This window comes from Ochrobactrum sp. PL_is483 (genome assembly GCF_055816855.1).
In genome coordinates this window covers 224,797-247,426 of sequence record NZ_JBVPGS010000034.1, presented here as the reverse complement: position 1 = coordinate 247,426, position 22,630 = coordinate 224,797, and the positions used below count along the sequence as shown (strand labels likewise).

The 22,630-nt window shown below is 56.8% G+C and carries 16 protein-coding genes and 2 tRNA genes; 8 read left to right on the top strand and 10 right to left on the bottom strand.

Going from position 1 to position 22,630, the window contains the following annotated elements; translation table 11 throughout:
* Positions 1-26 precede the first annotated feature (26 nt).
* Positions 27-254, top strand: coding sequence for a helix-turn-helix domain-containing protein (locus AC0TNJ_RS11375; RefSeq protein WP_473771183.1), 228 nt, complete (start codon positions 27-29; stop codon positions 252-254).
* Between the two features lie 147 nt (positions 255-401).
* On the opposite strand, the gene AC0TNJ_RS11370 is transcribed toward AC0TNJ_RS11375, so the two are convergent.
* From AC0TNJ_RS11370 to cpdR, 4 genes are all read right to left on the bottom strand, one after another.
* A tRNA-OTHER gene (locus AC0TNJ_RS11370) sits at positions 402-495 on the bottom strand.
* A 91-nt stretch (positions 496-586) separates the two neighbouring features.
* Positions 587-1,798, bottom strand: coding sequence for a hypothetical protein (locus AC0TNJ_RS11365; RefSeq protein ID WP_473771182.1), 1,212 nt, complete (start codon positions 1,796-1,798; stop codon positions 587-589).
* A gap of 464 nt (positions 1,799-2,262) precedes the next feature.
* Positions 2,263-2,337: transfer RNA gene (locus AC0TNJ_RS11360), tRNA-Val, on the bottom strand.
* 112 nt (positions 2,338-2,449) lie between these two features.
* Positions 2,450-2,812, bottom strand: coding sequence for a cell cycle two-component system response regulator CpdR (cpdR, locus tag AC0TNJ_RS11355; protein WP_002966536.1), 363 nt, complete (start codon positions 2,810-2,812; stop codon positions 2,450-2,452).
* A 307-nt stretch (positions 2,813-3,119) separates the two neighbouring features.
* On the opposite strand from cpdR, the gene AC0TNJ_RS11350 reads away from it, so the two are divergent.
* Positions 3,120-4,010 carry an N-formylglutamate amidohydrolase gene (locus tag AC0TNJ_RS11350; protein WP_473771181.1) on the top strand — a complete coding sequence of 297 codons (891 nt, stop codon included), beginning with the start codon at positions 3,120-3,122 and terminating at the stop codon, positions 4,008-4,010.
* Between the two features lie 255 nt (positions 4,011-4,265).
* Positions 4,266-5,042 carry a histidinol-phosphatase gene (hisN, locus tag AC0TNJ_RS11345; RefSeq protein ID WP_473771180.1) on the top strand — a complete coding sequence of 259 codons (777 nt, stop codon included), beginning with the start codon at positions 4,266-4,268 and terminating at the stop codon, positions 5,040-5,042.
* On the opposite strand, the gene AC0TNJ_RS11340 is transcribed toward hisN, so the two are convergent.
* Both AC0TNJ_RS11340 and AC0TNJ_RS11335 read right to left on the bottom strand, forming a co-directional pair.
* On the bottom strand, positions 5,043-6,035 hold the full coding sequence (locus AC0TNJ_RS11340) for an alpha/beta fold hydrolase (protein ID WP_473771179.1): 993 nt from the start codon (positions 6,033-6,035) through the stop codon (positions 5,043-5,045).
* A gap of 160 nt (positions 6,036-6,195) precedes the next feature.
* Positions 6,196-6,594, bottom strand: coding sequence for an antifreeze protein (locus AC0TNJ_RS11335; protein ID WP_473771178.1), 399 nt, complete (start codon positions 6,592-6,594; stop codon positions 6,196-6,198).
* A gap of 375 nt (positions 6,595-6,969) precedes the next feature.
* Between AC0TNJ_RS11335 and AC0TNJ_RS11330 the strand changes: the two genes are divergently transcribed.
* The gene (locus AC0TNJ_RS11330; protein WP_473771177.1) at positions 6,970-7,440 is read left to right on the top strand and encodes an Hsp20 family protein; all 471 of its coding nucleotides are present in this window, start codon (positions 6,970-6,972) and stop codon (positions 7,438-7,440) included.
* 72 nt (positions 7,441-7,512) lie between these two features.
* On the opposite strand, the gene AC0TNJ_RS11325 is transcribed toward AC0TNJ_RS11330, so the two are convergent.
* Positions 7,513-8,562, bottom strand: a complete 1,050-nt coding sequence (locus tag AC0TNJ_RS11325) for a threonine aldolase family protein (RefSeq protein ID WP_473767824.1) — start codon at positions 8,560-8,562, stop codon at positions 7,513-7,515.
* 649 nt (positions 8,563-9,211) lie between these two features.
* Between AC0TNJ_RS11325 and gltB the strand changes: the two genes are divergently transcribed.
* Entirely contained in the window at positions 9,212-13,963 is a 4,752-nt protein-coding gene (gene gltB, locus AC0TNJ_RS11320; RefSeq protein WP_473771176.1) for a glutamate synthase large subunit, read from the top strand.
* 81 nt (positions 13,964-14,044) lie between these two features.
* Positions 14,045-15,499 (top strand): glutamate synthase subunit beta, encoded by a 1,455-nt coding sequence (locus AC0TNJ_RS11315; RefSeq protein ID WP_122000929.1) that lies wholly within the window; start codon positions 14,045-14,047, stop codon positions 15,497-15,499.
* Between the two features lie 65 nt (positions 15,500-15,564).
* Here AC0TNJ_RS11315 and AC0TNJ_RS11310 read toward each other — a convergent pair whose 3' ends face one another.
* The 3 genes from AC0TNJ_RS11310 to AC0TNJ_RS11300 form a co-directional block, all read right to left on the bottom strand.
* Complete coding sequence (locus AC0TNJ_RS11310) at positions 15,565-16,968, bottom strand: amino acid permease (protein WP_473767821.1); 1,404 nt, start codon at positions 16,966-16,968, stop codon at positions 15,565-15,567.
* 223 nt (positions 16,969-17,191) lie between these two features.
* The gene (locus AC0TNJ_RS11305) at positions 17,192-18,322 is read right to left on the bottom strand and encodes an SGNH/GDSL hydrolase family protein (RefSeq protein WP_473771175.1); all 1,131 of its coding nucleotides are present in this window, start codon (positions 18,320-18,322) and stop codon (positions 17,192-17,194) included.
* 221 nt (positions 18,323-18,543) lie between these two features.
* Entirely contained in the window at positions 18,544-19,779 is a 1,236-nt protein-coding gene (locus AC0TNJ_RS11300; RefSeq protein ID WP_122000926.1) for a lytic murein transglycosylase, read from the bottom strand.
* 378 nt (positions 19,780-20,157) lie between these two features.
* Between AC0TNJ_RS11300 and galU the strand changes: the two genes are divergently transcribed.
* Both galU and AC0TNJ_RS11290 read left to right on the top strand, forming a co-directional pair.
* Positions 20,158-21,051, top strand: coding sequence for a UTP--glucose-1-phosphate uridylyltransferase GalU (gene galU, locus AC0TNJ_RS11295; protein WP_473767819.1), 894 nt, complete (start codon positions 20,158-20,160; stop codon positions 21,049-21,051).
* 192 nt (positions 21,052-21,243) lie between these two features.
* Positions 21,244-22,620, top strand: a complete 1,377-nt coding sequence (locus AC0TNJ_RS11290) for a GntP family permease (RefSeq protein WP_473771174.1) — start codon at positions 21,244-21,246, stop codon at positions 22,618-22,620.
* Positions 22,621-22,630 lie beyond the last annotated feature (10 nt).

Here is a 22,630-nt window from a genome sequence, read left to right as displayed (position 1 = left end):
GTATGTGAAATGCAATCGGTTGACGCATGGATATGCGCAAGCTGGTTGGAAGAAATTTTGCGCGCCTGCGTCGTGAAAAAGGGTTGACGCAGGAGCAGGTGGAAGCTCGTTCCGGTTTTAGTCAGCAATATCTGAGTGATCTTGAACGCGGTCGCAGAAATCCGACAATCATCACGCTTTACGAATTGGCACAGGCACTCGGTGTCAGTCATGTTGCACTTGTTGAACCGAACGACGACACATCGACCAAATAAATTGGCAAGGATGCACTGATGTCGTGCCCCTGTGTCCACCTGTACGCAACAAAGAATTTGGATTTGTATAAGGTGTTACGGGACAAATGAGAACAATTACCTATTGCAGCACCTTGATGTTATATTACTATTTCTCAACGAAATAGAACGCAGTGGCAGGACTTGAACCTGCGACCTTCCTGCCCATTCGAAGTTAATCGTATGTAGAAACAGGGGCTCTATCCAACTGAGCTACACTGCGTACGCCCAGAAGCGATCCGGGTGTGACGAACATATAGCCATTTTATAAATCCCGGTGTTGACCTCGTTTGGAGATTTTATGCAAAAATAGGTCAATCACGTTGAGCTTGGCGGGTCAATCTACCGAGTTCGATTTGCATCTTAAGTATCTCGGCTTCCCTTTCCTCCATCTCTTGCTTCATTCGCTCAAAGTCGCCACGGCTTCGTTGACTAGCCCAAATGAGAAAAGGGCCGTGCTCTAGGTTCGCAGATGCTATCTGCGCTCTGACATCTGATAGGCGCATAATGATTTGAGCTCTATCCAGATCCGACCAATCACGATCGGCAGCCATATTCCTCCAAAAAACTTCTTCTTTCTGTAGCCCCTGTATTTTTTCTCTTAAATGTAAAAAATTGTCCGCGTTGACAGAGGCAAAATATTCATCGCTGTTCTGCCACCTCGTCTCGACCTCGTCATGATCGATTTGATTTCGCTGATCACTTCTTGCAAATTTATTGATAGCGCCTGCTAGGCTTGTATCAGCTTTACCACTGGCTAATTCATATATGAGGCCACTTAGTAAAGCGAAGTCAGACCCAGGAGTTGTAACAAACGGAGGTCTGTCGCACCAAACTGATAACCGATATGCGCACTCGACTATATGTGTACTTGCTTTGTTGTGGCCGACATAAAATGCTTCGTCCCCGGCTTCATCTCTATACAAAGCCAATTCTGATGCGAATTTGAGATACGCTAAGTCATTCCTTAGGTCATTTAAATCTCCCGTATGACTGACACTGTACCTCTTTGATCGGGATACAACTCTCCTGTGATGATCGTACTCAATTTCGATATGCCTCCACGCGTCGTCCAGCATGTCATACAGTAAATTTGATGCCATCCTAATCTCATCTATTCTTTTAATTATCTGCTTTCTTGTCTTCTTCGAGTGGTTTGATGAAGCAATAATGGGAAAATCGTGACAGCAATCATCAATAATTTGCAATGCTGTATAAATTTTATCTTCAGTTCTAATGCCCAGCAGGCTAAAAATTGTTGGTAGTAAATTTCCTGCGCGATCAATATATAGTTTTCTAGTATTAATGATGTCTTTTGCGTCCTCTATTGAAATCTCACCCGTAATAAATGACCTTAAATAATATCTGTCTGGAAGATAATCTCCAGCTCGTGGAAGTATAGCGTTCGCTGCTTCCCGACGAGAATTTGATGCTGAACTACGCTCCAATTCGTTGAGCGCAGATAACATCAGATCATTCGGTATTGGTTCGAGCGTGTCAATGTGGGGTAGCAGCTTAAGCAGCATCTTCGTCTCCCGCCCTTTCGTGTACTCAGCGTGCATAAAACATCATGAAAATTATCACGTTGGTGGTACGTCAAGTGGATTTTAGGTTGTGGAAAGAGCGGTTGCTTTTTCTAGTGCTCAATGAGCAGCAGATATTGCGTTAACCTGTTGCCAAAAGGTGGGGGATGACACGGCTCACAACGGCACTTCACCATACAATATGTGTGTGTGTTTGTTTTTTTACCGGGGGGACTGCCCCGGCATGTATTGAAGAAAGGTGCGCATTTAGTGGTGGAGCGGCGATCATTCCACGCCACGAGGCGTACGCAATTCTCATCTGATGCGCTTTGAAATCAGCCTCAACGTGTCACAGCACAGTCACAGCAAGCGCTGGATTTGCGACCGTCTGCTTGCAACACCTTGGCGAGCCAGTTATGTTCGGTGTTGATAAGCGCATGAAATTGCGATGCATTTAGGAGTTCGAATGGTGGGCGTGACAGGGATTGAACCTGTGACCCCTACGATGTCAACGTAGTGCTCTCCCGCTGAGCTACACGCCCATTCGATGTGGCGCATACACCATATCGCGTCGCGCCCGTCAATGCCCTTTTATGAAGTTTTTTCGTCTTTTTGTTGATGACAAAACAAAGGGCCGCAAAACCAAGGATCGCCTCAGGCGGCGATCAGCATTTTTTCGATTTCGTTGACCAGATCACGCAGGTGGAACGGCTTCGAAAGCACCTTTGCATCGCGCGGCGCGTCCGAATCGGGGTTGAGCGCGACAGCGGCGAATCCCGTAATGAACATGATCTTCAGGTCCGGATCGATTTCCGTCGCACGGCGCGCCAGTTCGATGCCGTCCATTTCCGGCATGACAATGTCGGTCAGCAGAAGAGAAAAAGGCTCCTCCTGCAATCTTTCATAGGCACTCGCACCATTATCGAAGTGCGTTACGTGATAACCGGCTTTTTCCAGCGCCTTGACGAGGAAACGGCGCATATCATTGTCATCTTCAGCTAGAAGGATTCTCTTCATTGTTCCGTCCGAATTCTGTGTCGTGTTCATCGCTCTAAAGCCGACCCTTAACGACTCAATATCCACCGTAGAAAACGCTTCTTTGGTAAATATGGAATGAATGCTCGCGTAAATGTTAATTGTTATAGCGCGTATTTGGCAACAAGCTGTTCAATGTGACAGGATTGCCGCATATGCACCCCATTCCGGTGTCGTAGGTTTCGCTGTTCTGCCATTTGCATGCATGGCTCGTCTGGCGTAATTTATCGCGCTACAACGTGGGCCGCTTTCGGTTGGCCTGTATGTTCCGGTCGAGAACGGGTGAAGAATGAGTTTGGAGCGCGATTTTAGTCTGATACCGCCCTTCGAGATATGCGCTCCGGCGGAACAACGCATTCCGTTTGTCTTCAATTCACCGCATAGCGGGCGCTATTATCCGCATGCCTTCGTTGAAGCCTCGCGCCTCGATGCCCTCAGCATACGCCATTCGGAAGACTGTTATGTCGATGAGCTTTTTGCCTCGGCAACGAGGCTCGGCGCACCTTTGCTGAAGGCGCATTTTCCGCGTGCTTTTCTGGATGTAAATCGAGAGGCCTACGAGCTCGATCCACGCATGTTCGCAGAGCCGTTGCCGCCTTTCGTCAACAGCCAGTCGGCGCGTGTTGCAGGCGGGCTGGGCACGGTCCCGCGTCTGGTCGGCGAAGGCCAGCTGATCTATCCGGGACGCATTCCGCTCGCCGAAGCATTTTATCGCATTGAAGATCTCTACAAGCCTTATCACCAGGCGCTTGAAGCGCTGCTTCAGTCCACGCGCCAGCGTTTTGGTTATGCCGTGCTGATCGACTGCCATTCGATGCCGGGAGGCGTGCGGCCCGGCGAAGTCGGATCGCGTCCAGACTTTATCGTCGGCGATCGTTTCGGACGGTCATGCAGCGAAAGGCTGACGCAGGCAGCCATCGATCTCCTTCAGGACCTGGGTTACACCGTCGCGCACAACAAGCCTTATGCGGGCGGGTTCATCACCGAGCATTACGGGCGTCCCGCCATGGCTTGCCATGCGCTCCAGATCGAGATCAATCGAAGCCTTTATGTGAACGAACAGACCCTGCACAAGCTTGCTGGCTTCGAAACGCTCTGCGCCGACCTGTACGGCTTTCTCAGCGATCTGACGTCCCTGCCGGATGATCTGTTTATCGCGCCGCCGCTGGCCGCGGAATAGCCCGTTCCGCAACTGCATTCCCACGGATAAAAAGAACCGCGCCCGAGGATTACGAGCGCGGTCAAAGACTAGGGAGGAAATGCCCCGAAAGGCATCGACAGGAAAACCTGTCTGGGATTTAAGTTACGTCTGAACGGGGCAAACGTCAAGAAAACACGCATATTTTTTGAGCTAATTTTGGTATGCTCATTATCTAGGCAAAATTAGCATGGTTTGCGCAATTCTGCGCCATGACTTGAAAACAGGAGTTCGGGGTTGCTGATCGACAAGGCATTTTTTTCCGAAGTGGCTGCCGCTGCCGCCGCTGAAACGCTTCCGCGCTTTCGTCAGATGACGGAAATAGACAACAAATATAGCGTTGGTTTCGATCCCGTGACCGAAGCGGACCGGGCGGCGGAGCGTGCGATTCGCGCTGTCATCGGCAGCGCTTTTCCGGATCACGGTATTCTTGGGGAAGAATATGGGCCGGAAAATATCGACCGCAGCCATGTATGGGTCATCGATCCCATCGACGGAACCCGTGCCTTCATTTCCGGCCTGCCGGTCTGGGGCACGCTTCTGGGCCTGACAGTCGATGGCGACGCCAAGGCGGGAATGATGTCGCAACCCTTCACAGGAGAACTGTTCTACAGCGATGGTGACGGCGCTTATCTCCAGCGCGCCGATGCTGCGCCGCGCCGCCTTTCCGTGCGCAAGGACGCGGCATTGGAAGATGCAACCTTGTTCACCACGACACCAGCCCTTTTCAAGGGAGATAGCCGCAAGAGTTTCGACCGGCTGGAAAATGCTGTCCGCCTGTCGCGCTATGGCGTGGACTGTTATGCCTTCGCGATGCTGGCCAGCGGCTTTGCCGATATCGTGGTCGAATCTGGCTTGCAGCCCTATGATATTGTCGCCCTCATTCCGCTGATCGAGCAGGCTGGCGGCGTGGTGACGCAACGCGATGGCGGCCCGGCGGAAAAGGGCGGTGATATTGTCGCCGCCGCTTCTGCCGAACTGCACCGGGCCGCGCTTGATCTGCTGAACAGCTAGCTAAACACCGGAGATCGCAGGTTCGATGGTCTCCGGCATGGTTTCCACTTCCGACGATCCGGGAATGAAGGCATCAAAGGCAGCCCAGAGCTGCTCCCGATAAAAATCGGCTTCCTGCAGCATTTCATGGCGGGCGCCAGCAATCGTCGTCAGCGAGACATTGCGCGTTCGCGCGACAAAACGCTCGATCACCGGCGTGGAAACCACACGATCCGCGCCGGCCGCAACGATAAGAACCGGCACCGTTGGCCCATCATAGAAATCCGGCTGGTTGATGCGCCGCGATGTTTCGAGCGCGCTCCAGAGCCAGCGTGCTGTCGGCCCGCCAAGCGCCAGTTCGGGATGGATACGTGGAATTTCCATGTTGCGCATGAAGCGCGCCGGGTCGCTGGTCAGCGGATTGCCCGCAAAGGGACGCGAAGCCAGCCTGCGTCCGCCGGAGGCATAAATTCGCCCAAGGCCGAGCCATCGAAAGGCAGAAGCGATGCGGCGCACAGTGTCGTCGCTGAGTTTTTGCCCATCCAGCCCCATGAAGGGTGCACAGAGCACCATGCGGCTGATGCGTGACGTCAGCCTGCCCATCGAGGCAAGCGCGACCAGCGCCCCGGCGGAATGGCCAAGAATATAGAAAGGCGGCGGGCAGTCGGGCAAAGCGATCTGGCCCAGAATAAGGTCAAGGTCGTCGGCATAGTCGTCGAAACTGCGGACATAGCCGCGCTGGCGATCTTTCAGCAGCCGATGCGAGCCGCCCTGCCCGCGCCAGTCGAACGTCACCACCGCAAAGCCGCGCGCGGTCAGATCGTTCATGGTTTCGAAGTATTTTTCGATGAATTCGTTGCGCCCCTGAAGCAGTATGACGGTTCCCCGTGTCGGCTTCGTTTCGGCTTTCAGCATGGCATAGCGCAGGGTTTTGCCGTTCTTCATCTCAAGAAGTCCGGTTCTTATCCCGTGCGGAATGGGATTCGCATCGGTTTCGAAAAGCAGTTCCGACATCCGATTGCGGGCCTTTCTGTTTCAGATTGTCATGCGTGCTTTCAGCATAATGCGGCAATTGATGATAAAAAGTAACCGGAAGTTCGATTGCGAACTTCCGGTTCAAAGAACAGCCGGGCAAGGGACGTTACGCCAGCCGTTCTATTCACTTGAACAGAGATCAGTAGCCGCCCGGACGACGTTCGCCGACGATGCGACCTGAATAGGCGTCCACCATGACGATGACACGACGGCCGTTCGGCCTTGTGGCGCGCACGAAATAGGTATCGCGGTTGAGGCGCATGTCGCCGACATCATAGCCGCGGCGTTCCAGCGAGCGCGCGATACGGCGCGGCCCCATGATTTCACGACGGCCGTAATCGTCGCCCCAATTCGGGCGGCGGTCCGGGCCACCATCCCAACCGGGACGCGGACCCGGATAAGGGCGCGGCGGACGATAGCCGTCATCGTCGTAATACTGAACCTGAACGCGCAGGCCGCTATCGGCTGCGAGGGTGGGCGTCGCAAGACCGGTCGCGACGGTAGAAAGTGCGGCAAAAGCAAGAACAGCTTTTTTCATAACCGTAATCCTTTGGTGAACCCGCTTTGCAGCAGGCATGACGGGACAGTAGCCCCAAGCAGCTGAACGCTCACCGAAGATGATGTTCATTTTGGGTTCATCGTGCGGCGAATCCCCACAATGTAGCCCCCTATCGATCAGGAGTTATTACGCGGCGTGACAGCTCGTGTTTCATAAACTTCGCGCGCCATCGGCCTTGAAATGAAAAAGAACCGTTCCCAAATGAGTTTTGCGGTCGCCTGGAAGGGGCCGCCGGCATCAAGGAATTCGCCATAAGGGAATTTCGCCGCCGTGTATGGTCTCGAGTGCGCCCCGGTGCTTCTCGGAAGATCATGCAGAAACAAGCATCATGTCGCTCTAAAGGAGGGCTAACACATGCGTCACGTAGATTTTTCCCCGCTTTATCGTTCCACGGTCGGCTTCGATCGTCTCTTCACCATGCTTGATACGCTCGCTTCGCCGGAAGGTAACCAGTCCTATCCGCCGTATAATATCGAGCGCACGGGTGAAAACACCTATCGCATCACCATGGCGGTTGCGGGCTTTTCCGAAGGCGAACTCGAAATTGAGGCCCATCGCAATCAGTTGACCATCAAGGGTCAGAAGGCCGATGAGAATGCTTCCGACGTGGGCGAAGTGCTTTATCGCGGTATCGCCTCGCGTGCTTTCGAGCGTCGCTTCCAGCTTGCCGACTTCGTGGAAGTCGCCGGTGCGAGCCTCAAGAATGGTCTCCTGCACATTGATCTCAAGCGCGAGATTCCAGAACAGATGAAACCGCGCAAGATCGAAGTCACCAAGGCTGGCTCTGACAGCACCCAGCAGATCGAGGCAAAGACCGCGCACTAAATCCGGTTGATCGTGAATGAAAAGGCGGCGCTCCGAGCGCCGCCTTTTTTCGTCGTTACTCGTGTTAAAGCGTCAGGCAATCAATTCGGCGAAACGGTCCACGTCTTCTTCCGTATTGGCGAAGCTCGTCACGAAACGGGCGAAAATTTCGCCGTCGCTGATGCGGTTCACTTCCGAATGCGGCGGGTTCCAGTCGTAGAAGATCGCTCCGGCATTGCGCAAACGATCATAGACCGACTGTTTCATGATGGCGAAGACCTCGTTGGCTTCCGGCTTCCAGGCCAGGCGCATCTGGCTCGAAGCATTGATATGCCCGGCAAGGCGCGTCGCAAGCGCATTTGAATGACGGGCCAGTTCTAGCCAGAGATTATCCTGAAGGTAGGCGTCAAACTGTGCCGCCACAAAGCGCGTCTTTGAAAAGAGCTGTGCCGCGCGCTTGCGGATGAATGGAAGGTCTTTGGCGCGGGCGGGGTCCATGAAGACCAGCGCCTCGGCACACCAGCAGCCATTTTTCGTTCCGCCGAAGGAAACGATATCCACGCCCTGCTTCCAGGTCATTTCAGCAGGCGTCATGTCCAGCGAGACGAGCGCATTGGCGAAACGTGCGCCGTCCATGTGCAGGGGCAGCCCGGCATCGCGGCAGATTTGCGAGATGGCGGCGATATGTTCCGGCTGGTAGAGGGTGCCGACTTCAGTAGCCTGCGTGATGCTGACAGCCATGGGCTGTCCGGCATGAACGAAGGCCGGGTTGAAGCGCTTCAACTCGCGTTTCAGAAGCTCGGGATCGATGCGGCCATGCGCGCCATCTATCGGATGCAACCGCGCGCCGCCGGTGAAATATTCCGGCGCGCCGCATTCATCCTCGATCACATGCGCCTCACGGTGAACCAGCGAAACGCCGCCCGGACGGTTGACGCTGGCGAGCGCCAGCGAATTGGCCGCCGTGCCGGTGCCGACAAAGAAGACGGCCACTTCACGCTCGAACAATTCGTTGAACCGTTGTTCCACGCGTTTGTCGATTTCACTTGCGCCATAAGCTGCCGCAAAACCCGCGGCATGCAACGAAAGGCTCTCGGCGATTTTCGGGTGGGCGCCTGCCCAATTGTCTGACGCAAAATGCACGTGTTCCTCCAGATGGGTTGAATGGCCTGTCGCACGGTGGATGTTTCTATAACCTGTCTGACAGAAGCGGTTAAGGCCCGGCTCCCGCGAAAAATGTCGCCAACTTGCCTATTTTTTAGGCAATCAAGGAGCGAACACAAGCGCGCCAAACTGACGCAATGGCCGCTAAACGCAATTAAAATCCAGCAAAATAACGAGTTTTGATATTTTATTACGGAAGTTGCCGAGAAAAATTGCGTTTCCATCTTGTGAGGCAATTTGAATTCTGTCATACGTAATTAGGACAGCAATGCTGTCCAATTAAAAGCTGATGCGAACGGAAGCGACGCAACGCTCTCCGAAAAGTTTCAGAAAGAGGCGCCGGAACCGGCAGGCACATCGCCTGGCGGTAGCAGGCGTCCCGACCGCGACAGGAGGAATTCGAGTGCGCCATTTTCTGGCGGGCTGGGTGTCGTCTGTCCAAGCCTGATGAGAATAAGGCGCCAAACATCGTTCCTCGCACCGGCTTTGCCGCTCGCCCGGAACCTCGTCCAACGCCTTGTCGATAAGGCTTCCTTTATACGTAAAGCAACGGCGGGATGGTTGTCACACCATCTCGGTATATACTGATCGCGCGCCTCATGATGAGGGCCAAACGGAGGGAATGACGATGACGCATTTGACGCCATCTGTATCGAATGTGGTTTCTCACAACGGTCAGAACGGAACGGTCAAAGCTGCGACGACCGCTTCCATCCGAACGACGCGAAAAACCAAGGCAGCGGGCGTGCCGCCGGCACAAGGCCTTTACGATCCGCGCAATGAGCATGATGCGTGCGGCGTTGGCTTTATTGCGCATATGAAGGGCAAGAAGTCGCATCAGGTCGTGGAAAACGGCCTCAAGATGCTGGAAAACCTGACCCATCGCGGCGCTGTCGGCGCCGATCCGCTGATGGGCGACGGCGCTGGCATTCTTGTGCAGATACCAGACCGCTTCTTCCGCGAGGAAATGGCGCGCCAGGGCATCGACCTGCCGCAGCCAGGCTATTATGGCGTCGGCTATCTGTTCATGCCGCGCGATGCGCAGCTGCGCGCTCACATTGAAGAAATCGTCAAGGAAGTCATCGCCGCCGAAGGCCAGACCTTCATCGGCTTGCGCGAGGTGCCGGTCGACAATTCATCTCTGTCGAAGGCTCCGGATATTGCCGCGACCGAACCGTTTCACGTTCAGGTCTTCATCGGCCGCAACCCGATGCTGGAAACGGACGACGATTTCGAGCGCCGCCTGTTCGTGCTGCGCAAGGTCATCTCCAACCGCATCTATCAGGAAAATGACGGCGACGATAAGGGCTTCTATGTCGTGTCCATGTCGGCGCGCACGGTCGTCTATAAGGGCATGTTCCTCGCCTATCAGGTCGGCGCCTATTATCAGGACCTGAAAGACCCGCGTTTTGAAAGCGCGGTGGCGCTGGTGCACCAGCGCTTTTCCACCAACACTTTTCCGTCCTGGCGTCTGGCGCATCCATACCGCATGGTTGCGCATAATGGCGAGATCAACACGCTGCGCGGTAACGTCAACTGGATGGCGGCGCGTCAGGCTTCGGTGGATTCGGAACTGTTCGGCAACGACATTTCCAAGCTGTGGCCGATTTCCTATGAGGGCCAGTCGGACACGGCCTGTTTCGACAATGCGCTCGAATTCCTGCATCAGGGCGGCTACAGCCTTGCCCATGCCATGATGATGCTGATCCCGGAAGCATGGTCGGGCAACAAGCTGATGTCGGATGAGCGCAAGGCGTTCTACGAATATCACGCAGCCCTGATGGAGCCATGGGACGGCCCTGCCGCGGTGGCCTTCACCGATGGCCGCCAGATTGGCGCGACGCTCGACCGCAATGGCTTGCGTCCTGCACGCTATATCGTGACCGACGACGATTTCGTCATTCTTGCGTCCGAAGCAGGCGTCCTGCCGGTCGATGAAAAGAAGGTCGTCAAGAAGTGGCGTCTTCAGCCGGGCCGCATGCTGCTTATCGACATGGAAGAAGGCCGCATCGTCTCGGATGAGGAAATCAAGTCGCAGATCGCGCAGAAGCACCCTTACAAGCAGTGGCTGGCCAACACGCAGCTTATTCTGGAAGACCTCAACCCGGTCGAACCACGGGCGCTGCGCAAGGATGTGAGCCTGCTCGACCGCCAGCAGGCCTTTGGCTACACGCAGGAAGACACCCGGATCCTGATGGCTCCCATGGCCACCACCGGTCAGGAAGCCATCGGCTCGATGGGGACGGATACGCCGATTTCGGCCATGTCTGACAAGTCGAAGCTGCTGTTCACCTATTTCAAGCAGAATTTCGCGCAGGTGACGAACCCGCCGATCGATCCGATCCGCGAAGAACTGGTGATGAGCCTTGTCTCCTTCATCGGCCCGCGCCCGAACATCTTTGACCTTGTCGGCACGTCGCGCCGCAAGCGTCTGGAAGTGCGCCAGCCGATCCTGACCAATGGCGATCTGGAAAAAATTCGCTCCATCGGCCACACCGAAGACCGCTTCGACACCAAGACGCTGGACATCACCTACAATGTCGGCGAAGGCGCTGCGGGCATGCATGGCGCCATCGAACGCCTTTGCGACCGTGCGGAAGCGGCTGTCCACGGCGGCTATAACATCGTTATCCTGTCGGATCGTCAGGTCGGGCCGGACCGCATCCCGATCCCGGCTCTGCTGGCGACGGCTGCCGTGCACCATCATCTGATCCGCAAGGGGCTTCGCACCTCGGTCGGCCTCGTGGTGGAATCGGGCGAACCGCGCGAAGTGCATCATTTCGCCTGCCTTGCAGGCTATGGCGCAGAAGCGATCAACCCCTATCTCGCCTTCGACACGCTGCTCGACATGCATCGCCGCCGTGAGTTCCCGCCGGAAGTGGACGAGAACGAAGTGGTCAAGCGCTACATCAAGTCCATCGGCAAGGGCATTCTCAAGGTCATGTCCAAGATGGGCATCTCGACCTACCAGTCCTATTGCGGCGCGCAGATTTTCGACGCCGTTGGCCTCCAGTCGGGCTTCGTCGACAAGTTCTTCTTCGGCACCGCCACCAGCATCGAAGGCGTCGGGCTGGAGGAAGTCGCGGAGGAAACCGTGCGCCGTCATACCGACGCTTTCGGCAACGATCCGGTGCTGCTAACCGCATTGGAAGTGGGCGGCGAATATGCCTACCGCATGCGCGGCGAAGCCCATATGTGGAACCCGGACGCCGTAGCCAAGCTGCAACATGCCGTGCGCACGTCGAACCCGGAGACCTTCACCGAATATACGCGCATGCTCGACTCCAAGTCGGCGCAAGCCAAGACCATTCGCGGCCTGTTCAACATTCGCTTCGCGGCCGATTGTGGCCTGAATCCGGTTTCCATCGACGAGGTCGAACCGGCTTCGGAGATCGTCAAGCGCTTCTCGACCGGCGCCATGTCCTTCGGTTCTATCTCCAGAGAAGCCCACACCACGCTGGCGCGCGCGATGAACGCCATCGGCGGCAAGTCGAACACCGGCGAAGGCGGCGAAGAGCCGGATCGTTTCTATCCGCTGCCCGATGGCACGCCGAACCCGGAACGCTCCGCCATCAAGCAGGTGGCATCGGGCCGTTTCGGCGTGACGACGGAATATCTGGTCAATTCCGATCTGATCCAGATCAAGGTCGCGCAGGGCGCGAAGCCCGGCGAAGGCGGTCAGCTGCCCGGCCATAAGGTCGATGCCACCATCGCCAAGACCCGTCACTCGACGCCGGGCGTCGGTCTCATTTCGCCGCCGCCGCACCATGACATCTATTCCATCGAAGATCTGGCGCAGCTCATCTACGACCTGAAGAACGTCAATCCGGCTGCCGATATTTCGGTCAAGCTGGTGTCGGAAGTGGGCGTGGGCACGGTTGCCGCCGGTGTTGCCAAGGCGCGCGCCGACCACATCACCGTGTCGGGCTATGACGGCGGCACGGGTGCCTCGCCGCTCACCTCGCTGAAGCACGCCGGTTCCCCATGGGAAATCGGCCTTGCTGAAACCCACCAGACGTTGGTCCTGAACGGGCTTCGCTCCCGCGTGGCGCTTCAGGTCGATGGCGGCTTGCGCACCGGTCGCGATGTGGTCATCGGCGCGCTGCTGGGGGCCGACGAGTTCGGTTTCTCGACCGCTCCGCTGATTGCCGCTGGCTGCATCATGATGCGCAAGTGCCACCTGAACACCTGTCCGGTGGGCGTGGCGACGCAGGACCCTGTCCTGCGCAAGCGCTTCAAGGGAACGCCGGAGCACGTCATCAACTTCTTCTTCTATCTGGCCGAAGAAGTACGGGCGCTTTTGGCTTCCATGGGTTTCACCCGGCTGGAACAGATCATCGGCGAGACCGAGCTTCTGGAAAAGCAGGCGATGATCGACCATTGGAAGGCGAAGGGGCTGGATTTCAGCCGCATCTTCTACAAGCCGGAGGCCGAGAAGCACGAGATTTACTGGACCGAGCGCCAGCATCACCCGATTGACGATATTCTGGATCGCAAGCTGATCGAGCTTGCTGCGCCTGCGCTCGAAGAGCGTCAGCCGGTCAAGATCGACGTGGAGATCAAGAATGTGGATCGTTCTGCCGGTGCGATGCTCTCGGGCGAAGTGGCCAAGCGTTTTCGTCACAAGGGCCTGCCGGAAGACACTATCGCCGTTACGCTTCGCGGCACGGCTGGCCAGTCCTTCGGTGCGTTCCTCGCACGCGGCATCTCGCTCGAACTGATCGGCGATGGCAATGACTATGTCGGCAAGGGCCTTTCGGGTGGCCGCATCGTGGTGCGCCCGCCGGAAGACACGCGCATCGTCGCCGAGGATTCGATCATCGTCGGCAATACAGTGCTCTACGGCGCGCTTGAAGGCGAATGCTACTTCCGTGGCGTTGCAGGCGAGCGTTTCGCCGTGCGCAATTCCGGCGCGGTCACGGTTGTCGAAGGTGTGGGCGACCACGGCTGCGAATACATGACCGGCGGCGTGGTTGTTGTCATCGGACAGACGGGCCGCAACTTCGCGGCGGGCATGTCGGGCGGCGTCGCCTATGTGCTAGACGAGGAAGGCGATTTCGCCCAGCGTTGCAACATGGCGATGGTCGAACTGGAGCCGGTCCCGGAAGAAGACGATATCCTCGAAAAGCTGCATCACCATGGCGGTGATCTCATGCACAAGGGCCGTGTGGATGTTTCCGCCAACATGACCCATCATGACGAGGAACGTCTGGTGCAGCTTATCGCCAACCACCTGCACTACACGGGCTCGACGCGGGCGAAGGATATTCTCGACAATTGGGAAAGCTATCGTCCGAAATTCGTGAAGGTCATGCCGGTCGAATATCGCCGCGCTCTGGAAGAGATGGAGCGTATGCAGATCGGCGTCGCGGCTGAGTAAGAGCCATCGTTAAAACGCAGTGCTTGTGCGCCTGGGATGGCGCACGGCACCGCGAGCCTCGCACAGCGAGAGGAGAATAATATGGGTAAGGTAACTGGTTTTCTTGAAATCGACCGGCAGGTGGCAAAGTACCAGCCAGCGTCGGATCGTATCCGTCACTTCCGCGAATTCACCATTCCAATGACGGATGGCGAAGTGCAGAAGCAGGCAGCGCGCTGCATGGATTGCGGCATTCCGTTCTGCCATGGGCCGACGGGCTGCCCGGTCCACAACCAGATCCCGGACTGGAACGATCTCGTCTATAACAACAACTGGGATCAGGCGATCCGCAACCTGCATCTGACCAATAATTTCCCGGAATTCACGGGCCGCATCTGCCCCGCCCCTTGCGAGGAAGCATGCACGCTCAACCTTGAAGACACGCCCGTTGCAATCAAGACGGTTGAGCAGGCGCTGGGCGACAAGGCTTATGAACTCGGCCATATCGTGCCGCAGCCTGCCGCCAACAAGACCGGCAAGTCTGTTGCCATCATCGGTTCCGGTCCGGCTGGCCTTGCCGCTGCACAGCAGCTCGCGCGCGCCGGTCACATGGTTGATGTCTATGAGCGCGAAAGCCGCCCCGGCGGGTTGCTCCGCTACGGCATTCCCGATTTCAAGATGGAAAAGCACCTGATCGACCGCCGCGTCGCGCAGATGGAGGGCGAGGGCGTGCGTTTCCATTGCGGCGTCAATATCGGCGTCGACAAGCCGCTGCGGGGTTTGCTCGATACTTATGACGCGGTGCTTTATTGCGGCGGATCGGAAACCCCGCGCCCAGCGGGCATTCCCGGCGCCGATCTCGATGGCGTCCATGATGCCATGCCCTATCTCGTGCAGCAGAACCGCCGCGTTGGCCGTGAAAACATCGAGTCTGTCGGCTGGCCTGCGGCTCCGATTCTCGCAGGCGGCAAGCATATCGTGGTTGTCGGCGGTGGCGATACGGCGTCCGATTGCGTCGGCACGGCTTTCCGTCAGGGCGCGGTCAATGTCACCCAGCTCGACATCCGCCCGCAGCCGCCGGAAAAGGAAGACAAGCTCAGCGTCTGGCCCTATTGGGCGACCAAGATGCGCACCTCTTCCAGTCAGGCGGAAGGCGCATCGCGAGAGTTTCAGGTGGCAACGCTGGAGTTCATCGGCGAGGATGGCCGCCTTACCCATGTGAAGTGCTGTCAGGTGGATGAAAAGCGCAAGCCGATTGCCGGAACCGAGTTCTTCATCAAGGCCGATCTTGCCTTCATCGCCATCGGCTTTGCCGGACCGGCTGAAAACAGCGTGGTCAAGGAACTGGGCGAGAAGCTCGAAATCGCCACCGACCGGCGCGGCTCCAAGTCCGTCAGCGCAAACGACCGCGATTATCGCACCAATGTCGATAAGCTCTATGCGGCGGGCGATATCCGTCGCGGCCAGTCGCTGGTTGTCTGGGCGATCCGCGAAGGCCGTCAGGCGGCCCATGCCATCGATGCGGACTTGATGGGAAGCTCGGTTCTACCGCGTTAAAAGAAAAGAGATTAAAACTGAAAAAGCCCGGAGGAAACTCCGGGCTTTTCGCGTCTTTAGCAGGTCTAGCTTTGGCTGCGCCGTGACTTCATCACCAGATAAGCGATAGCGAGAAGCACGAACCAGAAAGGCGTGATTTTCAACGCCGCCGCAGTGTCCGGCTTCTGCGCCAGAGCCCAGAGAATGAAGGCGAAGAAAGCGAAGACCATCACGACGGCAGCGCGTCCGCCGGGCATCTTGAAGGTGGACTTTTCATGCAGGTCCGGGCGCTTGCGGCGATATTGCAGATAAGACGCCAGAATGACCGACCAGATGAAGATGAAAAGCAGCGCCGAAATCGTCGTGACGATGGTGAAGGCTTCAATGATGCTCTGGCCCGCATAAAGCAGGACCACGCCCGCGAGCAGGAAAACGCACGAGAAGAACAGGGAATTAACCGGTACTTTTCGCTTGTTCAGCTTGCCGAGCGCCTTCGGCGCCAGTTTGGAAGTCGCCAGGCCGTAGATCATGCGCGAGGTCGAATAGATGCCGGAATTGGCGCTCGACGTTGCCGAAGTCAGCACGACGAAATTCACCACATGCGCCGCAATGCCAAGACCGGCAAGCGAGAACATGGCAACGAAGGGGCTCGAGTTCGGATCCACCTGATTCCACGGAATGACCGTGATGATGACGAACAGGGCGCCGAGATAAAACAGCACCACGCGGATCGGGATCGAGTTGATTGCTTTCGGCAGATTGCGCACCGGGTCCTTGGTTTCCGCAGCAGCAGTGCCCACGAGTTCAATGCCGACGAAGGCAAAGACCGCGATCTGGAAACCGGCGACGAAGCCAAGGAAACCGTTGGGGAAGAAGCCGCCATGGTTCCAAAGATGCGCAACCGATGCCTGGCTGCCGTTCGGAAGCGTAAAGCCGGTCGAGAGCATGTAGACGCCAGCGATAATCAGCGCGACGATGGCCACGATCTTGATAAGCGCGAACCAGAATTCGATTTCGCCGAAATTGCGCACCGTGGGCAGATTGAGCGCCAGAAGCGTAAAGATCAGCCCGAGGGCCGGTATCCAGAGGGCCAGTTCAGGAAACCAGAACGAGACATAGCCCGAAACGGCGACCACATCGGCCACGCCGGTCACGATCCAGCAAAGCCAGTAGGTCCAGCCGGTGAAGAACTGCGCCCATGGCCCCAGATAATCGCCCGCGAAATCCGCGAAGGAGCGATATTCCAGATTGGACAGCAGGATTTCGCCCAGCGCCCGCATGACGAAGAACAGCATGAAGCCGATCACCGCATAGACGAGCAGGATCGAAGGACCGGCCAGCGAAATGGTCTTGCCCGATCCCATGAAAAGGCCGGTGCCGATGGCGCCGCCGATGGCGATCAGCTGAAGATGTCGGTTGGACAGATTACGTGCAAGATGGGGTTCCTCCTCCCGATGTGGATCGACAGAAGGCTTTGATGCAATATTCATTCAAACGCCTCTTGTTTTCTGACGGGCGCTCAAAGCAACTCGCTCTCGCGGAAGCAACAGCGCCCTTCCTGTACAGCCTTTTCAGGCAGACGGTGCCTTCTGATAGACGATGCAAACGCCCATGTGAACAGCGGGAAATGTAGCAATTAGAATTATATGGGCAGCGAAAATCTTCGCACTATCAGTCAAGGGATAGTTCAATCGTGCCGATGCGGCCAAAAAATTAGGGATTTGCGCTCTTCTGCGGCCAGGAAAAATCGTCCGCACGTCCGGGCGATGGTTTGCCTTCTGTCCGGGATGGATGTGCGGCTTGCGGACGCACTGCGAGATTACCGCCCAGGAGAACGCCGCTATCATCCTTGTCGATATCGCGAATACTGACCGGAGCCACGCGATCAACCGGTTTTGACGGATCAGGCGCGCCTGCCGCAGGCAGCGGCTGACCCTCTTCCTTCGCGCCGCCAAGATAGGCGCGAAGCGGCTTTTCCGCATAAAAGGCCAGTTTGCGCTTGCCTGCCGAAGTTATGTTGATGCCGTCATTGCCGCGCAGACGCGCAGTCTGGCCGTTGATGTCGAAGCCGGTCTGGGTGAAATTGCCGTCTTCATCGACAAAACCATCCCAGACGTCGGCAAATTTTCCGCCCGCCTTTTCGGTGGCCGTGCGATAGATTTCATTGAGTGCCAGCATATCCTGCGACATGCCTTTCGGGCGAAACGGCGGCTGCCCGATCCACACGAGAGGAAATTGTTTGTCGTTAATCGCCTTGATGAAGGCGGCGACGCGCTTTTGATATTCTTCCTTCCACTCCGGCGATCGGGGCGGCAGGCTTGCGCCTTTTTCGGTGATCGCCTGCCTGTCGTTGGAGCCGATCATCACCACGACAGCAGCCGGTTTTTCCTCGTCGAGTATCTTGCCGATATTGTCGGGCCAGTCAAAATGGTCGTTGCGCACAAAGCCCGATGAACCGTTAATCCTGGAAACGACCTTGAGATCAGGGTCCGACGCGAAAGCAACACCGAGCCCTTCGGCCAGGCCGTCGCCGATGAAATCACCGACGACGAGAATCTTTTTCGCATCCGGCTTTTTCTCGATGATTTCGACCGCAGGGCTTGCCGTTGGCGGCGGCGCCGGACGTGACGCGGGCGAGACCGGCTTGGCCCGTTTCGGTTTTGGCCGTGCGCGTTGCGGGGCGGGCCGCTCATATTGGCGCTGGGGTTGCGCCTCCCGCGAGCCGAACAGGAGATCGAAAAGCGTGCGCGGACGTTCCTGTGCGAAGGCCGTGGCGACGCCTGAAAACAGCAACGCTGCCACCGCCAGCATGATGCCAGCAACTTTCACCAGCCGACTACCCATAATCCGATTTTCACGCATCCGTCCTGCCTTCATGGCCGGTATATTAGAGCATTTCCAGCACAAGTGTGAAACGGTTTTGCGTTGGAAAATGCGACTAAACAAATAGTTAGAGCGGTTCCGGTGATTCAGTAAAAATAGGAACCGCCCTAGCTTGGCAATCCGCAAAAACAAAATGGGGCGCACTTGATCAGAAGCGCGCCCCATTCGTTCTGCCCGATAGTTTAGCGACGGCGCAAGACCGACAGAACTTCCTTGCTTGGATGTCCGTCCGGCTGAAGTCCGTTGCGCTGCTGGAAGGCTTCGATGGCCGCACGCGAAGTGGAGCCGATCTTGCCATCGATATTGCCGTCATAATAGCCGAGTGCCTTCAGATGCGTCTGCAACTCCAGCCGTTCGTTCATCGAAATCGGGGTGAACGGGCGATTCCAGTCCTGCCGCAGACCCTGATAGCCGCCAATGCGGTCCGCCAGCAGACCGACGGCCAGGGCATATTTGTCGGCATTGTTGTAGCGCTTCAGCACGAAGAAGTTCTTGGTCATCAGGAAGGCCGGGCCCTGACGCCCATCCGGCACTTTCAGCGTTGCCGTCTCGTTTGGATCGGGAAACGCGCGTCCGTTGGCACGAACGACGCCAATTTTCTGCCATTCAGCGACGGTGAGCGAGCCGGACGGGAATTTGCGCCCCGCCGGAAGCGCCACTTCATAGCCCCATGTACGGCCTGGCTGCCAGCCATTGCGGTGCAGGAGGTTCGCTGCCGTGCCAAGCGCGTCGGGAACCGAGTTCCATATATCGCGCTTGCCATTGCCATCCACGTCGACAGCGTATGCCTGATAGCTGGTCGGGATGAATTGCGTGTGACCGAGCGCACCGGCCCAGGAACCGGAAAGATGGCCGCGGTCGATATCGCCGGTCTGGAGAATCTTCATTGCGGCAATCAGCTGGGTGCGGCCATATTTGGCGCGGCGCTGGTCCGCATAGGCAAGCGTGGCCAACGAACGCACGGCATCGCGCATGACGTCATCACGCTTGAGGATTTCACCGTAATTGCTTTCCATCGACCAGATGGCGAGCAGGATATTGCGGTCGACCGAGAAACGCTGCTCGATGCGCTGGAGCCATGGCCCCCATTTGCGCGCCATGCTCTGGCCGACTGCGACGGACTGCTCGTTCACCCGGTTATCGATGTAGTTCCAGACGGGCTCGGTAAATTCAGGCTGATAGCGGGCCTTCTGCAGCACCACCGGGTCCGGCGCATCCACGCCGCGAAATGCGCGGTCGAACGTGGACGGCGAAACACCCGCCTTTATGGCGACAGGACGGAAGCTGGCGACCCATTGGCGAAATTGCGCATCAGCCAGTGCGGAACCGGTTGTAAGCGTTGAGGCGAGCGCAGCTATCGCAACCGTTGCAGCTTTCAGCTTCATTGACGGGCTCACCGTGAATGGAAATCGCAGCATTCTGTGTTTCCCTTCTGCAATCAAATTTAGCCGATACCGGCGCGTTTTCCTTCGACCTGGATTCTGCTCGCTCCGGATTGCATTCATCAATTAATACCATCCTGTGTTGAATTTGAGCCAGCAGAAAATTCCAGACCAAACCGTTGAACGTTCAAATTAGAACCTGTCGGTTAGCAATTGGTTTACCATCGCTGGTCTCGATTGAAATTTGTCGGAAGTTTCGAAAAATTTTTGAATCAAGCAACATTAAGACCGGGCATTGAATGTGATGGGACGCACCTCGCAATTTCGTCGTTCTTTAATGAAAAGGCCTTATTTGAAATTCAGTCGTTTCAATGCTTTGATAGCAAATCTGAAATAGTGAAATCGAGGAGAGGAATGAGTTCGATCCGAAAAATTCGCAAGGCCGTGTTCCCTGTCGCAGGTCTTGGCACCCGTTTCCTGCCCGCCACCAAATCGATCCCAAAGGAAATGCTGACGGTCGTGGACAAGCCCGTCATTCAATATGTGGTCGATGAGGCGCGCGAAGCTGGTATCGAACATCTGATTTTCGTCACCGGACGCAACAAGGCAGTCATCGAAGACTATTTCGATGCGCAGGTAGAGCTTTATTCCACGCTCGCCGAGCGCGGCAAGACGGCGGAACTGGAGCATCTTCAGGATATCCAGCCACAGCCGGGCACGACCAGCTTCACCCGCCAACAGGTGCCGCTTGGTCTTGGCCATGCGGTCTGGTGCGCGCGCGAGCTTGTCGGCGACGAGCCGTTTGCTCTTCTGTTGCCGGATATGGTCATGCAGTCCAAGAAGGGCTGCCTGAAGGAAATGGTCGAGCTTTACGAAAAGACCGGCGGCAATGTCATCGCCGTGCAGGAATGCGATCCGGACGAGGCGCATAAATACGGCATCGTCGGCAAGGGCGAGACCATCGGCAGCGGATTCGAGATCACCCAGATGGTCGAAAAGCCCGCCAAAGGCACGGCTCCTTCCAATCTTTACATCAATGGCCGCTATATCCTGCAACCGGAAATCTTCGAGCTTCTGAGCAAGCAGGAAAAAGGCGCTGGCAATGAAATCCAGCTGACCGATGCCATGCTCAAGCTTGCCGACGCGCAGAAATTCTTCGGCTTCAATTATCAGGGCCTGACATTCGACTGCGGCTCCAAGGCCGGCTTTATCGAAGCCAATGTCGCTTTTGCCTTGTGGCGCAACGATATTCGCCCTTCGGTCGAAGGCTCGATCGGCAATCTGCTGAACACAATCAAGCCAGCCTGATAAATTCATCCGGTCTCTGGTCAACGCCCCCTGCAAAGGGGGCGTTTTTTTGTGTTTAAAGCACTATTTCGTGTAATTTGCTTTTCCGGACGACGATGATAGGTAATTTGCCTAACATGCATCCCAAAAAGTGTGAAACACCTTTTTGGGCGCAATGGATCAAACGGGCTCCTCCCATATAAGGAATGAAGCATGCAGGAATTCCAGCAGACGTTGGGTGCAGGTGCGCTCATCTCGATAGCGGTTGGCGCTGTCCTTTTATTGCTTTTGCTCATCATCCGGTTTCGTGTTCATGCCTTCGTCGCGCTTGTGATCGTCAGCCTTCTGACAGCACTCGCGACCGGCATCCCGGCAGGCAATATCCTCACGACGATCACATCTGCCTTCGGTTCTACCCTTGGCGGGGTGGCGCTTCTGGTGGGGCTTGGCGCAATGCTTGGCCGGCTGCTTGAAATATCGGGCGGCGCGCAGGCGCTTGCCGACGATCTCATCCGGCGGTTCGGCGAAGACCGCGCGCCCATGGCGCTTGGCATCGCGTCGCTCATCTTCGGCTTTCCCATCTTTTTCGATGCCGGGCTGGTCGTGATGCTCCCGGTGGTCTTCACCGTCGGGCGGCGTCTCAAGGGAAGCCTGCTTCTCTATGGCATTCCAGTCGCTGCCGCCTTTTCGGTGATGCATGTTTTCGTGCCCCCGCATCCGGGGCCTGTTGCAGCATCCGAGCTGCTGGGTGCGGATGTGGGGCTTCTCATTCTTGTCGGCATCGTGGTCGTCATCCCCGTCTGGTTTATCGCCGGGCACCTGTTCGGTGCGTGGATCGGCAAGCGGATCAATCTTCCTGTCCCTGACAATTTCGAGGCGGCGAGTGTAAAAGAGGCTGTAAACCCTCCGAGCCCCAGCCTGGTTATACTGCTTCTTCTGCTGCCGCTGGTTCTGATTTTCATCAATACGGGCCTCGATTTTGCCCGCGCGCAAGGCTGGGTCAGCGCCGATGCGAACTGGTATCAGCTGGCGCGAATGTTCGGATCGACTCCGGTTGCGCTTCTGGTGGCCGTGCTGGTGGCGTCCTATGTGCTCGGGCCGCGGCGTGGCAGGGATGCAGCCAGCGTGGAACGCATTCTCGATTCAGCGCTCGGTCCGGTGTGTTCCATCATCCTGATCACGGGCGCAGGCGGAATGTTCGGCGGCGTCCTGCGCGCGTCCGGCATTGGCGATGCCCTGTCAAATGCCTTTGCAGATACCGGACTGCCTGTCATCGTCGCGGGCTTCCTGATTGCAACGATTTTGCGCGTGGCGCAGGGGTCGGCAACGGTAGCGCTGATAACCGCTGCCGGGCTTGTTCAGCCTGCCGTTCAGGCCGCCGGATATCACGGGCTTGAGACCGCAGCGGTAGTGATCGCCCTCGCGGCGGGGTCGGTCATGCTGTCCCACGTCAACGATTCCGGCTTCTGGCTGGTCGGACGCTTCTTCAACATGGACGTGAAGACGACGCTGAAAACATGGACGGTTCTGGAAACCCTTATCGGGCTCCTTGGTTTTGGAATGGCCTGCCTTCTGTTCTGGCTCGCCTGAGCCGGCCACT

Excerpts from the sequence above, each read along its gene's own strand:
- cpdR (WP_002966536.1), bottom strand. The coding sequence starts at position 2,812 with ATGAAGAGAATCCTTCTAGCTGAAGATGACAATGATATGCGCCGTTTC.
- AC0TNJ_RS11310 (WP_473767821.1), bottom strand. The coding sequence starts at position 16,968 with ATGAATATTGCATCAAAGCCTTCTGTCGATCCACATCGGGAGGAGGAA.
- galU (WP_473767819.1), top strand. The coding sequence starts at position 20,158 with ATGAGTTCGATCCGAAAAATTCGCAAGGCCGTGTTCCCTGTCGCAGGT.
- AC0TNJ_RS11330 (WP_473771177.1), top strand. The coding sequence starts at position 6,970 with ATGCGTCACGTAGATTTTTCCCCGCTTTATCGTTCCACGGTCGGCTTC.
- AC0TNJ_RS11335 (WP_473771178.1), bottom strand. The coding sequence starts at position 6,594 with ATGAAAAAAGCTGTTCTTGCTTTTGCCGCACTTTCTACCGTCGCGACC.
- AC0TNJ_RS11365 (WP_473771182.1), bottom strand. The coding sequence starts at position 1,798 with ATGCTGCTTAAGCTGCTACCCCACATTGACACGCTCGAACCAATACCG.
- AC0TNJ_RS11375 (WP_473771183.1), top strand. The coding sequence starts at position 27 with ATGGATATGCGCAAGCTGGTTGGAAGAAATTTTGCGCGCCTGCGTCGT.
- AC0TNJ_RS11305 (WP_473771175.1), bottom strand. The coding sequence starts at position 18,322 with ATGGGTAGTCGGCTGGTGAAAGTTGCTGGCATCATGCTGGCGGTGGCA.
- AC0TNJ_RS11340 (WP_473771179.1), bottom strand. The coding sequence starts at position 6,035 with ATGTCGGAACTGCTTTTCGAAACCGATGCGAATCCCATTCCGCACGGG.
- AC0TNJ_RS11350 (WP_473771181.1), top strand. The coding sequence starts at position 3,120 with ATGAGTTTGGAGCGCGATTTTAGTCTGATACCGCCCTTCGAGATATGC.
- AC0TNJ_RS11290 (WP_473771174.1), top strand. The coding sequence starts at position 21,244 with ATGCAGGAATTCCAGCAGACGTTGGGTGCAGGTGCGCTCATCTCGATA.
- AC0TNJ_RS11315 (WP_122000929.1), top strand. The coding sequence starts at position 14,045 with ATGGGTAAGGTAACTGGTTTTCTTGAAATCGACCGGCAGGTGGCAAAG.
- gltB (WP_473771176.1), top strand. The coding sequence starts at position 9,212 with ATGACGCATTTGACGCCATCTGTATCGAATGTGGTTTCTCACAACGGT.
- AC0TNJ_RS11300 (WP_122000926.1), bottom strand. The coding sequence starts at position 19,779 with ATGCTGCGATTTCCATTCACGGTGAGCCCGTCAATGAAGCTGAAAGCT.